The organism is Marinobacterium zhoushanense (assembly GCF_014641945.1).
Taxonomy (GTDB): Bacteria; Pseudomonadota; Gammaproteobacteria; order Pseudomonadales; family Balneatricaceae; genus Marinobacterium_D; species Marinobacterium_D zhoushanense.
On the sequence record NZ_BMIJ01000001.1, the window covers coordinates 580,997 to 594,886 of the forward strand.

At 56.9% G+C, this 13,890-nt stretch carries 12 protein-coding genes; 4 read left to right on the forward strand and 8 right to left on the reverse strand.

Features of this window, described 5'->3' with window-relative positions; translation table 11 throughout:
* Positions 1–33: 33 nt before the first annotated feature.
* Genes tssC through IEX40_RS02725 form a run of 7 tightly spaced genes read right to left on the reverse strand, consistent with a single transcriptional unit; the run spans position 34 to position 6,922 of the window.
* On the reverse strand, positions 34–1,515 hold the full coding sequence (tssC, locus tag IEX40_RS02695; protein WP_188745544.1) for a type VI secretion system contractile sheath large subunit: 1,482 nt from the start codon (positions 1,513–1,515) through the stop codon (positions 34–36).
* Positions 1,515–2,018 carry a type VI secretion system contractile sheath small subunit gene (gene tssB / locus IEX40_RS02700; RefSeq protein ID WP_188745545.1) on the reverse strand — a complete coding sequence of 168 codons (504 nt, stop codon included), beginning with the start codon at positions 2,016–2,018 and terminating at the stop codon, positions 1,515–1,517. The genes tssC and tssB overlap by 1 nt, the downstream gene beginning before the upstream one ends.
* Before the next feature lie 28 nt (positions 2,019–2,046).
* The gene (locus IEX40_RS02705) at positions 2,047–2,571 is read right to left on the reverse strand and encodes an Hcp family type VI secretion system effector (protein WP_188745546.1); all 525 of its coding nucleotides are present in this window, start codon (positions 2,569–2,571) and stop codon (positions 2,047–2,049) included.
* A gap of 57 nt (positions 2,572–2,628) precedes the next feature.
* The gene (locus tag IEX40_RS02710; protein ID WP_188745547.1) at positions 2,629–3,984 is read right to left on the reverse strand and encodes a type VI secretion system protein TssA; all 1,356 of its coding nucleotides are present in this window, start codon (positions 3,982–3,984) and stop codon (positions 2,629–2,631) included.
* 31 nt (positions 3,985–4,015) lie between these two features.
* On the reverse strand, positions 4,016–4,315 hold the full coding sequence (locus IEX40_RS02715) for a PAAR domain-containing protein (protein ID WP_188745548.1): 300 nt from the start codon (positions 4,313–4,315) through the stop codon (positions 4,016–4,018).
* Positions 4,316–4,325: 10 nt separating this feature from the next.
* Positions 4,326–4,901 carry a DUF6931 family protein gene (locus tag IEX40_RS02720; RefSeq protein ID WP_188745549.1) on the reverse strand — a complete coding sequence of 192 codons (576 nt, stop codon included), beginning with the start codon at positions 4,899–4,901 and terminating at the stop codon, positions 4,326–4,328.
* A complete protein-coding gene (locus IEX40_RS02725) occupies positions 4,901–6,922 on the reverse strand; it encodes a type VI secretion system Vgr family protein (RefSeq protein WP_188745550.1) in 2,022 nt (673 codons plus the stop codon). The genes IEX40_RS02720 and IEX40_RS02725 overlap by 1 nt, the downstream gene beginning before the upstream one ends.
* A gap of 723 nt (positions 6,923–7,645) precedes the next feature.
* Between IEX40_RS02725 and IEX40_RS02730 the strand changes: the two genes are divergently transcribed.
* From IEX40_RS02730 to IEX40_RS02745, 4 genes are all read left to right on the forward strand, one after another.
* Positions 7,646–8,449, forward strand: a complete 804-nt coding sequence (locus IEX40_RS02730) for a hypothetical protein (RefSeq protein WP_188745551.1) — start codon at positions 7,646–7,648, stop codon at positions 8,447–8,449.
* Between the two features lie 27 nt (positions 8,450–8,476).
* Positions 8,477–10,639, forward strand: a complete 2,163-nt coding sequence (locus tag IEX40_RS02735) for an MFS transporter (RefSeq protein ID WP_188745552.1) — start codon at positions 8,477–8,479, stop codon at positions 10,637–10,639.
* Positions 10,636–11,652 (forward strand): ABC transporter substrate-binding protein, encoded by a 1,017-nt coding sequence (locus IEX40_RS02740; protein WP_188745553.1) that lies wholly within the window; start codon positions 10,636–10,638, stop codon positions 11,650–11,652. The genes IEX40_RS02735 and IEX40_RS02740 overlap by 4 nt, the downstream gene beginning before the upstream one ends.
* A gap of 108 nt (positions 11,653–11,760) precedes the next feature.
* Entirely contained in the window at positions 11,761–12,345 is a 585-nt protein-coding gene (locus tag IEX40_RS02745) for a hypothetical protein (RefSeq protein ID WP_188745554.1), read from the forward strand.
* An 81-nt stretch (positions 12,346–12,426) separates the two neighbouring features.
* Here the strand turns inward: IEX40_RS02745 and IEX40_RS02750 are convergent, their stop codons facing one another.
* Positions 12,427–13,728 carry an NAD(P)/FAD-dependent oxidoreductase gene (locus IEX40_RS02750; protein ID WP_188745555.1) on the reverse strand — a complete coding sequence of 434 codons (1,302 nt, stop codon included), beginning with the start codon at positions 13,726–13,728 and terminating at the stop codon, positions 12,427–12,429.
* Positions 13,729–13,890 lie beyond the last annotated feature (162 nt).

Sequence of the window (13,890 nt, forward strand, 5' to 3'; positions counted from 1 at the left end):
TAGACGGTCCGCCCCGAAGGGCGGACCAATTCCTTAGCCAGGAATCTTGGTAACCATACGCACCGAGGTGGTCAGCTCTTCAAGCTGCAACCAGGGACGCAGGTGAGCAACAGCGGAATACGCTCCCGGACGGCCCGGCTGTTCAACCACCTGGATACGTGATTCACACAGCGGGGTCTTGGAACGTTCGGCGTTGCCCATGGCACCGGAGTTGGTGTACTGGTCGATCCAGGCCTGAAGATCGCGCTGGATATCCGGCGCCTCCAGGTTGGAACCCAGCTTGTCGCGGCCCATCACCTTGAGATAGTGGGCGATACGGCTGCTGGCCATGATGTAGGGCAGACGTGCCGAGATCGCGGCGTTGCCGGTGGCATCGGGATCGGTGTAGGTCTTTGGCTTCTGCGCGGTCTGGCTACCGATGAAAACACCGTAGTTGGTGTTTTTGTAGTGTACCAGCGGCAGGAAACCCAGGTCGCTCAGCTCCTTCTCGCGCTCGTCGGTCAGGTTGACCTCGATCGGACACTGCTGCTGCAGATCACCGGCGTCGGACTGGTAGGTCAGGTTGGGCAGGTTCTCCACCTTGCCACCGTTGTCCAGGCCGCGGATCGCGGTGCACCAGCCGAACGCGGTGAACGCCTGCGTCATCTTCAGACCCAGGTCGTACGCAGCATTCGACCAGACCAGCTGGCTATTATCGGTCGGCCGCGGATTGCCGGCCGCATCGGTGCCCAGCTCTTCGTACTGGAACGCCTTGGTGCCCAGTCCCTTGTCGCCGTAGGGCAGGCGTGCCAGGGTTTTCGGCATGGTCAGCACCACGTAGCGGGCGTCGTCGCTCTCACGGAACGAGTTCCAGGCCGCATACGCCGGGGAATCAAAACCGGACGCCACCGGTTTGCCCTCATTGAAGGTTTCGAAGCTGTTGAACTCGAACATCTCCGGACCCGCCGCTGCCAGGAAAGGTGCGTGGCTCGCCGCAGCAACCTCTCCCACATATCGCATCAGCGCCACATCCTCATCCTTGTGGGAGAGGCTGTAATCACCGATCAGCAAGCCGTAGGGCTCGCCACCTGCGGTACCAAACTCTTTCTGGTACAGGGCTTCAAACAGCGGACTGCGATCCACTGCCGGCGCTTCTTCGAACTGTTCCAGCAATTCGTCCTTATTGAAATCCACCATGCGGATCTTCAGGGTCGGGCCCAGTTCGCTTTCACGTACCAGCTTGTTGAGGCCGCGCCAGGAGCCTTCCAGGCGTTTGAACTCATCATGCTGCATGATCGCGGACATCTGCAGGGACATCTGCTTGTCCAGCTCGGCAATCGCATTTTCGATGGTCTGGGTGACGTTCTTATCCCACACCACGGTGCCACTCAGCGCCTGCTCTGCGAGCACGGAGAACAGCTCCTTGGTGGTATCAGCCGGCGTCTGCGAGGTAGCGGCAATCGCGCGATCGAGCAGACTCACACCCGCTTCTGTGGCGACCGCCTGGGATTCGTTGATCTGTTCTTCAGTACTCATTATTCACCTCCCTTCGGCTCAACGCCCAACTCGCTGGACAGGGCATTGATGGTGTCGGCACTCTGCAGCACCTCTTTCAACAGCTTTTCCAGATCACGTGAGCGGTCGGCCTTGGCCAGCAGGGTTTTCAGCTGGGAACGGGTGTCGGCCAGTTTCTGCAACGCATCGACCTGGCCGATAATGGCATCCGGCTCGAAGTCTTTCATGGAGTTGAACTTCAGCGCGGCCTCGAACTGACTACCGTCATTGCTCAAGGTGTTATCGACCTTGAGCTTGAGCTCCGGTCCAACCCGCTTCATGACAGTATCGAAATTGTCCTTGTCGACCTGGTAAAAGGTACGATCCTCCAGCTCTTCACGGTCCTCCTTGTGAGCGGAGAAATCGCCCATCACACCGACCACGAACGGCAGTTCTTTGGTTTCGACAGCACCATTGGTTTCCACGTCGTAGGTGATGCTGACGCGGTTTTTGCTGACGCGTTTGTGTTGTGAATTCAAGGCCACGATCAACCTCCTGGCTTGTTGCTAAGGGTTAGGATGCTTTGGATTCCAGCTTACCGGTGGTGACATCGAACTTGACGGTATCGCCCTTCTCGATCTTGCCGTTGGCGCCTTCCCGGTAATACACATTGCTGATCGTGGTGTAGGTCAGGCTGAACGACTCATGAGGCAGCTGGCCGTCGTTGCAGGAGATGTTGTAGTGCGACATACGCGCGTGCTCGAGCGTGATGATCAGGAACGGATCCAGACCACCGCCATCACGATTCGGCTTGGTCAGCACGAGTTCCACGGTTTTGCCTTCAGCACCCGGCGAAAACAGGTAGGTGGTCAGGTGCGGACTGGCGCCATCGGATGTACGGGAAACCTGGATCTCCGCCATTGCTGCCATACCCCTGTCGGAGTTGTTGGCATTACCGACGTCGATACCCACACCGCGCGCCGCTCCCCAGTTCATATTATCGATGGCGAAGAAGCCTTTCTTGCCGCCGATATCCGCAACGGTCGCTGCACCTTTAATGCTGTCGAGCCCGTCGATTCGCATGAAAATTGAAGCCATATTGTCTCTCCTTGCTGTTTAAAGCGCCGCTTGGGCGACAGATAAAAACTACGGTTATTACCACTCAAAGCTGGCTACGTCGGAACTCTTCGCAACTGACCCGGTTTCGGAAGAGTCACTCTCCGGCACCGGCACAGCTTCCGCCGAGTCATTCACCGCCGACACGCTCGATGCCGCAGCGGGTGCCGGCACCTTCACAGCGGCATCGGACTGCTGTTTACGCATCAAATCCTGTGCGCTTATCTGCGGCACGGGAATCTCGGTCTTGTCGATACTTTCCAGGCCCGCCATCTGGATGATCCGCCCCATCACCGCGCTGTTATCGCCAACCATCTCATTCAGCAGCTCCGGCAACGACAGATAGCCCCAACGGATCGCCCGCTCCAGCAACATGTACACAGGACTATGCGGTTCGGTACGGCAGAAGAAATCGGCGATTTTGCGCAACTCCTGAAACGCCTGATCGCGGTTGTAGATCTCACCGGAGGCGGCCAGGCTAATCATTGCAGGCGCTGCACTCTGTTGAGCCTCAGAGGTGACAGCGGAGGCCGTCGTGCCGGCGGCCCCATTCGCCGCCGGTCCAGCCTCGGTACTGGCAGGCGCTGCCTTATCCAGCGGCCAGGGCGTCAGACTACTCCCCAGCATAAAGCGCAGGGCCGCGATCAGCCGCTCGATACTCTCTTTAACAGATCGGAAGCTCACCCCGCTGGCACCGTCCTGACGGCAATGTTCAGCGATTCGGCTCTCCAGTAGTGCCAAACTGTCGAGAACCCGTCCCAGCGACAGCACCGTCTCGGTCACCTGCGCCTTTTCCGTCGGCAGGGCTTGCTGCGCCTCGGCCTTCAACTGCGACAGTTCGCCCTTTTTCTCCGCCGAATAGTAGCGGGCGTAGTCGATACTGCCGATCAGCGGGATCATCTGCAGCGGCATATAGAGCAGGCCACTGTCCGGGGTATCGCCGATCAACTGCGCCAGTGGCTTGACCCGATTTTCCGCCCACTCCCGCTTGCGGCCAGCATCGTCATCAGCCTTGAGCTTGTCCTCGGGCGGTTTCGGATTCAGGTCATCCCAGTAGGTTTCGACAGCCGCGGCAAAGGCCTCCAGCACGAGCGCCAGATTGGTCAACGGCGAACCGCTAAACAGTTGGGCAGTCGCCAGCCAGCAGAACACCTCCACATCTTTCGAGGTCTCGACCAGGGTCTGTTCACACTCCTGAGCCAGCAGCTGCCAATTGTTCTGGTTGGCCGCCAGCAGCTCTTCGTTGGTTGTCGCATCAGGTGATTCAATCAGTTGCCTAAACGAGGATTGCGCCATATTGAAGCTGTTGCGCAAGCCACGATACAGCGTGCGATTACCCTTCAGATATTCCCCGCAGGGGGTACTGTCCGACACCGGGGCCAGTAAGTGTTCCATCTGCATTCAACTCAATAATAAATTCGTTTCTTCAACCACCGATCATCACTGTCGGGCACCCCGCTACGATGGAACCGCCATGGGCAGTGGTATCCCCCATTCGCGCCGCGGGCTTCTTGCCGATCAACACCGTAGAGCTGCCTTTGACGATACTGTCCGGCGGTCCAACGCAGACACAGCTATCGCCCATACAGGCGGCCGGCATCTTGCCGATCAGCACCTGCGGATTGCCCGGTCCGACAACCGGCCCACCGACATGGGGGATCGGTGGGGTCGCCGGTGTCTGCATCGGACAGGTATGCATATCCGTTAATCTTGCTGCACAGGCCATCTCATCTCTCCTAACCGTTGGCGAGCATGCCGTTACCACCGCGAGCCAGATCCAGGCCCATACTGATCACCTGTCGGCAATACTGCTCGTACCCCTGCCACTCCGGAATCAGTGCTGCTGTATTGATCGCGCCCGCCGCCGCCTTGGCATAGAGAAAATCCGGCGGCAACACCACCGGTTGCCCAGATTCACCCAAGCTGCCGCTGCCATTCCAAAACACCGCCTGAGCCAACCAGCCGGGTGCACACTGGCGCCCCAGGGTTTCCGCCTGCCTCTCAGCCAGGCGACGCTTGGCCTCATCGGGCTCCTGCACCCAGCGCTTGCTGTCGGCAATTGCCCGCTGCTGTTCCGGTGTCCAGTCGGACGCCCGCAACTCCAGTGCCAGGCAGGCCCACCAGATCGCTTCCCGCATGGGCAGCGCATGACAGAAAAAATTGACCAGGTCGATAAACAACCCATTGGCCTGCAGCGCCTCGATAATCTGCGTCGGCGTCATCTCGCCCGCCACGACAGCGGCAGCCTCGTCCGATAGTTCAAAGCGCTGCAGAATCGACCCGCATTGCGGGTATGGCATTTTTTTCAGCATCAGTTGACCATCACCACCGAGCCTTTGACCGTGGTACTGCCACTGGAGGAGACCTCCGCCGAAGCAGAGCCTTTCATCGTGGCCGCCACACTGGCCTTCACTTCCGTATTTAGCCCCGATGCCGAAAGCGAGGAACTCGCCTTCAACGTCATTGAGCCGCTGGATTTGATATCCACCTTGGAGTCGCCGGCAACCTCGACCTTGCCTCCATCCAGCTCAATGCCCGAACTGCCCGAGAGGCTGATCGTCCCACTCTCGATCTCGATCTTGGAGCCGGTCATTTTCAACTTGCTGTCGCCGACCACCAGCTCCAGACTGTCGCTGGCCTCCAGCTTGATCGACTTGCCCTTCACCGCAATCGCTTCCGTAGCGGTGAGGTTGTAGTTCTTTTCCGTTGTGAGATTGATATTCTCTTTGGTTTCCAGGCTGTAATTCTTTTCGCCCTTGACGCTGATATCCTTGGTCACGGCGACACGCTTCTCCGCCGTCACTTTCTCATCAGCATCGTTTTCCACTTCGACCAGAAGATCCTTGGCGGCATGCAGGTAAATCTGCTCACTATCCTTCTTATCGTCAAAGCGCAGCTCGTTCGACTGCCCGCTCAACTGGGTTTTAATACCCGATTGAGTCGTATCGGTGGTCGGATAGGGCGGCTTGTGCTTACTGTTGTACAGGCTGCCTGTTACAAGCGGTTGATCCGGGTCGCCATCCAGGAAGCTGACCAGCACCTCCTGACCGGCCCGGGGGATAAACTGCAAACCGTAACCGTTTCCGGCCATCGACTGCGCCACCCGCACCCAGCAACTGGTCTTGTCGCCACTTGCTTCGGTATCCCAGTGGAACTGAATACGGATCCGCCCCTGATCATCCGAGGCCGGTTCGGCGTCCGTCTTACCCGCAACGACAGCGCTCTGCATGCCGTATACACGCGGTTTTTCCAATCGAGCCGGATAGTAGAGATGGTCCTGCGGCGCACAGGTAAAATGGCAACGCTGGCTAAAAGTACTTCCTTTCTCAACCACAAACTCCTGCTCAAGCGAAACCACCAGATAATCGCCCAACTGGCTACTGTCGTGGTGAGCCGCCAGCTCTATGTAGCGCCCGGCCGCCAATTCGGAACTGTTGGTCTGCCCACTCACCAGATGGTATTCCGAGTCCAGCTGCGCGCGCTGGGTTTCCACCAGCGGTTTGGCCAAGTCATCGATCGCCCCGGTAATGCTGGCCATGGGGTATCGAAAATCGGTCAATTTGGTATTGGAGGACAGCTTGTATTTGGATGATTTGCTCTTGCTGCTGACCAGTTTGCTCTGACTGTAGTCGTAACCGGCCAACTCCAGCGTGGCGGCGTGAAATGCGTGCCGGGAAGCCCAGTTTTCGACAATCTCATTGCTGCCGGTCGGTGAGTCCGCATCGTCCAGCGAACACTTGCCAACCGAGGAAAACGGTTTAGCGGCATCGTGCAGAATCAGGGTGTTGGAATCGTCGTCCACGCCGAAGTGATAATGAACCCCCTCTTCCGCCAGCAGGCGACTGACGAACTCCAGATCGGTTTCATTGAATTGCAGACAATAGGCACGCTTGGTCGACGGCATGTCATCGACCTTGTACTGCCCTTTAAACCCCAGATCATCGAAGATGGAGGTGACGATATCCTTGGTAGACTGCTCCTGAAACACACGGTATTTGCGACTAAAAGCCAGTAGCGCAAACCAGGGTTGAATACGCAGACGGAAGACGGAATAGCGCGGTGGATCATCCGATACCAGCGTTTGCACGCCGGTGACCACGCCTTTAAACGAACGGATGGCGGAACGACTACTGCCAGGACTGCTGAACACTTCACAGGTGAGACTTTCGCCAAGCCAGGAGGATGCGTCTACATCCGTACACTGGACCTCGGCCTCCAAGGTAGCCATCTGCGACAGCGCCGCCCGATAGCTCAACCGCGCCAATACGTAGCTGTTTCCCTTGCTGTCACTGACCACTAAATTACTGCTTTGCGGATCGACCAGCATCCCCATCAACAGTTCCCTTATCCAGACATCGCAGTTTTGTTATTGGTATCTACAGCAACACCCCGCAACGCTTTGATGTTGCTATCAAGCGTCACACGACGCAGAGCATCGACCGAGGGAGTATATCCACCCTCAACAAATAAAATCAGCTAAAAAAACAAAAGTCATCTGATTCTGCACTGAAATGCAAATTCACACCTTCAGTTGACCCTGATCAAAAAAAACTCTGCCAACTTTTCAAAACACCTGACTCATGTGACAGCTTTTAATAATTGTATTCCTGTGCAACCACATTCGGAACAGGATCCCCGGGACAAGACAATATCAGGCACGACGATTAATGCCAAAGCAATTAAAACGATAATTTGAAAGTTAACCCCCGCACAACATTCGCAACACCTATATTAGAAATCACTTAAACCTACGTTCTTTAACAAATTCACCTTATTAGATCAAAAGAGCCATGTTATCCTGCGACGCCTAAGCCGATAGCCGGAGACCCTGTTTCGGTGTATAAACACCCGAAACAGATTCAGCGAGCTGTGGTATTTTTCAGTGCTGATATATGGACGCATACAGGTTATTCAATAACCAACGACCAGAAGAACTAGAAGAACTAGAAGAGCGAATAAGCCATGCCCCCTAGCGGCGAACACCGATGGAAACCTGAAGCGGGCACCATTTGAGCCAGGTACCATACAACGCGGGGGTTTAATCGAAGGGACACTGATGAAAGCATTTCTCGAAGTACATCTTAAGCTGGTCATGACCATTTGGATCATCGTGGCCAGCGTCCTTGGCTTGCTATACCTGATGAACTACATGAAGTTCAGCAGCTTGATGTCGACTGTGATCTCGTCACAACTCGAAGTGATGTCGACGTCGCTGGAACGCTCCATCATTCGAGCGGAGCAACTCGGCCTGCCGTTGAGCGAGATGGACAACCTTCCCGAGTTGATGCAACGAGCCAAGGGGCGCGACGATCAGGTTTCGGCACTGTATGTCATCGACCCACTGGGCAATGTACTGTTCGCAACAGACAGCAAATCACTGAACGCGGAGTACGCGCCGCAGATCTTGCGCAAAGCGCTCAATGGCGACGAGCCCTCCTGGTCACTGGAGAAGAGCGACACGCTATATAGCGGGCTCCAGTTGTTCGATGGTACTCAACAGTTGATGGGCAGCATCATCATCGCTTACGACAAATCCGGGTACGGCAACGTCGTGGCTCAGGTGAAGCTCCACCTGCTCGAGATGACCCTTATGATCTTCGGCTGCTTCGCTTTGCTGATCTTTATCGCCGTGCGCTTCGGTTTCGGCGATGTCAACGATGTATTCAGGTTGATTTCGTCACGGCTCCCAAAGGAGCAGCGCCACCCAGCCTCACAACAGCCTCAGCTCAAGCCCGGCACCATGGCATATCGCTTCGCCGAACAGATAGACCAGAGCAACCGGTTAAAGGCGCAACTGAACCAGGAGCTGGATTCGGTTACGTCGGAGATCAAACGCCCCAGCCTGGAAACCGTTCAATAGCCCGAGTTCGACAAGAAGGAAATATTGATGACTAAGCGCAGCACGGGCCTGACCGGATTTATCAACAACCGCTTGTTTCTGACGACCCTGCTCAGCACTCTGTTGGCCTCTATTATCAGTGCCGTCTACACGCTCACCGAGTTCAACATCGCGCTGAAGCCTCGCTTGCTGCAGAAAGCGGAAGCCATTGCCGAAGTTATTCGCGAAGATGTCGACCTGGCGGTACAGGTAGGGATTCCGTTCAGCCAGATCAAGGGGATGGATCTCTATCTCCAGGAAACAGCGACCAAGTACCCGGAGCTGGTTTACGTTCTGGTTACAGCACCTTCCGGCGAGGTGCTCTACCGTGGCGGCGACTCCGATAATGCCCTGCCCATGACCAGTGCACCGAGTCAGCAGCATCTGCACTCGGATCTGGCTCTGCAGGCAAGCTTTTTCACCCGCCTGATCAACGGCGGTCGCGACTTGCTGCGCCTTTTGCCGCTTGGGGCGCAGGCAGACGGCCAGGCCGAGAATCTCTACTTGCCGTTAACCAGCAACGGGCATAGTTACGGTGCGGTCCAGGTGGGCCTTGACACCGGCTACATTCGGACTCAATTGACCGATGTATTCTTCGATATCGCCATCGTTCTGGTCGCGGTCCTGCTGGTCTCGTTCGAGGTCGTTATGGTGTTGGTGATGTTTTACGTCTCTGGCCCACTGCAGCGCTCGGAAAGCATCCTGGAACGTCAGGCTAGCGGTGACTTCTCAGTCAACGACAATCTGGCCAGCAAGGGCTCCATCGGCAGTTTCATCAGTGAACTCAATAAGGACTCGCGGCAGTTGCAGCAGCGCTTCCGCGCGGCCCTGGACCAGGCCACCAACGGTGGTGGTGCAGTCATCTCCGATCCAGCGGACATCCCCCAGACCGACAACCGAGGGCTCGGCAGCCGACTGCGCACAATGGCCGAACAGTTCAACCTGCTCAAGGTTCTGCGCGAGAAGCAAGGCAGCATCACCGATGCTCGTATTCCGCTGTTCGTCTTTGCTTTCGGTGAGGAGCTGCAAAAGTCGTTCATGCCGCTGTTCGTTTCCGAGTACTACGAACCCAACCCCTGGTTCGACAAGGACATCATGGTCGGATTACCGATCTCGGTATTTATGTTCGTTATTGCTGCCGCGACCCCCTTTGCCGGCAGTTGGGTCGATCGCTGGGGCAACAAGCGACTGTTTCTCTGGGGCCTGATTCCCGCACTGGCCGGCTATCTGGGCTGCGCTCTGGCATCCAGTGTCTACGAAATCATCGCCTGGCGCGCCATCACCGCTTTTGGCTACGCGATCATCACGATCAGTTGTCAGGGGTATATCGCCGCGATCGTCACCTCGGAAAATCGCGCCAAAGGGATGGCCGTGTTCGTCGGCGTATTGATGACCGCCACCATGTGCGGTACTGCCCTGGGCGGTATTATTGCCGACCGGATCGGCTACCAGCCGGTGTTCCTGTTGTCCGCGGCATTGGCTGCTTTCGCTGGCCTGCTGGCGTGGCTGATGCTCTCGGAAGAGGTGGACGGGCAGAGCAAAAAAGCCGCTGCAGGCAGCAAGGGCGGCATCTGGGCACTTGCTAGGAATATCCGCTTTGTCTGTATTATTTTGTTTTGCGCCATTCCAACCAAGATCATCCTGACCGGATTTCTCTACTACCTGGTACCGCTGTATCTGGTCTCTCTGGACGCCAGCCAGTCGGAAATCGGCCGGATCATGATGGTCTACTCCCTCATCATCATCCCGCTCGGCCCTATCGCGTCACAGTTGGCCGACCGTACCGGCAAGATGGTGGAACTGGTCATTCTCGGCACCATACTCTCCGGCGCCATACTGATCTCGCTCTACGGCGAAGCGTCTATCATGACGATGCTGCTGGCCGTGGCGATGATGGGCGCTGCCCACTCTATTCTCAAGGCGCCGCTGATTGCGGCAGCGATGGAAGCGGCCGAAGCCACTCCCGAAGTTGGCCGTACCACTGCACTGGGCGTACTGCGCACCTCGGAGCGGATCGGCAGTGTACTGGGTCCGGTACTGGTCGCCTGCCTGCTGGCGATTTACGACTACGGCGAGGCGATGGTGATTGTCGGTACCGGCATCGTGATTGCCGGCGTAGTGATGGGCTTCTACCTGAAAGCAGCCGACAAGAAGGAAGCGCTTGCAACATGAAATTCAAGCTACTGATTACTGCGGCCCTGTTGTCACTCAGCCTGTCTGCCAGCGCCGCGTTTTCCGATACCCAGCCCGCGCGCATCTATATGGTTCTGTGGCGCGGCTGCGAAGAGGCTTGCCAGGGTTTCACACAATACCTGAAGGATAAGAAGCTGCCGGTTGAACTCATACTGCGGGATGCGGCACGCGACAAGGGCAAACTGGCCGGTTTCCTGAACGAAGCCCACGCGATACAACCGGATCTGGTGGTCACCTGGGGCACCTCTGTAACCAAGGCTATCATCGGCCCGATTAAGGAGGGCAGTGAGCAAACCCTGCTGGGCGACATACCGGCGATGTTTATGGTGGTCGCTGATCCGATCAGTGCGGGTATCGTCACGTCATACGAACAGAGTGGACGGCCTTCGGTTACCGGTATTCGCAACCGCGTTCCGGAAGAGGTGCAAATCCGCGCCATTCAGGACTATATGGACGCGAAGCGGATCGGCGTGATCTACAGCCCCACAGAGCTGAACTCGGTCCTGAACACCGAGCAACTGGAAGCAATGTCTGACAGCCTGGGCTTCACTCTGGTAAAGCGCACCTACGCGGTGGACGACAAAGGTAATCCGCTGGAGGGGCAGCTGCCGGAACTTATGAAGCAGATGGCGGATGAGAGGGTCGATGTGATCTATGTTGGCTCCAGCTCTTACAACCTGCAGAACGGTGACGTATTTACCCAGGCCGCCGCTGATCAGCATCTACCGGTTGCCAGCGCGTATGAGGAGATGGTGACCAAATCCCAAGGCCTGCTGGCGGTCGCCAACCGCTATTACAACGTCGGTCGCCTGGCCGCCAACCAGGCGGAAAAAGTACTGTTTGACGGCAAACAGCCCGGCGCTCTACCTATCTCTGCGCTGAGTCGCTATTCGGTCTTCATCAATATCGACATAGCACGCAAGCTGGAGCTGTTTCCGCCGATCCAGCTTCTGCGTTTCGCCGAACTGGTCGGCGACAGATCGGTCAACTAGCCGCAGGTTTCGGGGGCTGTGGCGTCTGCCGCACCCGTGTGCGTCCCTGCACGGTAGATATGCAAATGTTAGGCAACGATTGTTGGACAATTAAAAAGGAGATAACAAATGCCTAGGTATAGCTTTGCACAAACTCAAGCGAAATCATGTGGGGCAGTTTCGGTAATGGTGAGCATGGCGGAGCTTGGTGTCATTACAGCGCCCGAAATTAACGCTGCTACCGAGATGAAGATATGGCAGAACATTTGGCAAGCGAAAAAAGAGGAATCCCCCATTGCCTATGTCGCGAACTTCTTCATCGGTAATGGCAAGAAAGCCCAGCTCTACGAAGATCAGGCCAGAATTGTCGATCTTATGGACGGCAACCCTGACGCGATGGCCCAGGCGTACGGTGCGCATCGGGATCAATTGGCCAGCACCGGAATGACCGGGCAGATCAGCGCCCTTAATGCATCGCATTTCGATAATGACGCCCGCATTCTTCTGGTGGTGCTGATTGCGAGTACTGGTCAAGGGCATTACCTGCTTGCTCGAAAAGATGGGGGCAACATTTGGGTCATGAATCCGGACGGCGGACGTGACACCCAACAGCCCAACCTGTATGCATGGACAAGTGGCAAAGTAGGCTCAGTCGCGAACGTCGGCGGCGTGGATTATATCTTCACCGGGATATTTGTCCGCGTTACGTCATGATCGTTGCTCATCACCATCGGCAGTATGACTGGCCGCGTAAGCGGCCAATCAAAACACCGGACTTTGGCTTCGCCGAGTCGATCAGAAAAGATCCTTAACCCGGTAATAGAGCATCCCCAGCGCCAGCAACGGCGAGCGCAGTGCCGGGCCGCCGGGAAAGGTCATATGCTTGACCCGGTCGAAGATATCGAAGCGCTCGGCTTGCCCGCTTAACAGCTCGGCGATCACCCGCGCGGCCATATGGGTGGCATTGACGCCATGGCCGGCATAGGCCTGGGCATAGAGGATATTGGGCGCATCGGGCAGACGGCCGATCTGCGGCAGACGGTTGGCGCCGATACCGATCATACCGCCCCACTCATACTCCACCCGGACACCTTTCAGCTGCGGAAACACCCGCTCCAGATTGGGCATCAAGGCGCCGGTGATATCGCGCGGATCGCGGCCGGAATAGTTGCACAGGCCGCCGAACAGCAGACGTCGGTCCGCTGACAGGTGGAAGTAATCCAATGCCACGCTGAGATCGGCAAACGCCATGTTCTGCGGAATGATATCCCGGCATTGCGCGTCGCTCAGCGGTTCGGTGGCGATCAGGTAACTGCCGGCGGGCAGTACCTTGCCACCGATATGGGGCTCCAGCTTATGGCCGATATAGGCGTTGCCGCACAGCGCCAGGTAGCGGCAATTCACCTCGCCTGAGGGGGTCACCACCTTCGGCTTGTCACCCTTGACGATCTTCTCAGCCGGGGTGTACTCGAAGATCTGCACACCGGCTTCACGGGCAGCTCTCGCCTCTCCCAGCACCAGATTCAGCGGGTGCAGATGGCCGCTGCCCATATCGATCATACCGCCCAGGTAGCGATCAGAACCGATCACCTCATGCATCTGCTCACGCTGCAGGATACGGGTTTCAGGTTGATAGCCCAGGCTGTGCAGGAACGCCTGATCCTCCTCCAGTTCGCGCATGTGGCGCGGTTTCAATGCCAGGTCGCAATACCCCATCTGCAGGTCGCAATCGATAGCGTAACGAGATACCCGATCCCGTACGATCTCAACCGCTTCGATCCCCATCTGGGCAATGGCGTTGATCCCCTGCTGGCCGATCTCACCGGCAAACTGCTCGATACCGTGGCCGATACCGCGAATCAGCTCACCACCGTTACGCCCGGAAGCCCCCCAGCCGATGCGCCGCGCCTCCAGCAGGGCGACGCTGAAACCGCGTTCAGCCAGCTCCAGGGCGGTATTGACGCCACTGAAGCCGCCGCCGACGACGCAGACATCGACGCTGATGCTGCCCTCCAGCCGCGGATGCTCGACCATCTCGCGTGCGGTCGCGGTGTAGAAGGATTCCGGATGACGTGCCGTGTGCACGGGCGTGTTCATAGCTGACTCCACAGTCATGGATGTAAATTATATTTTACGATTTAAAAGAGAATTGCGTAAATAACGACCTTTTAAGCGGTATACCTGATAAAATACGTTCTTTATTTCACACACCTCAATTTAGAGATACCAGCACCCTTCACCTGTACTTAAGGAGGCCGA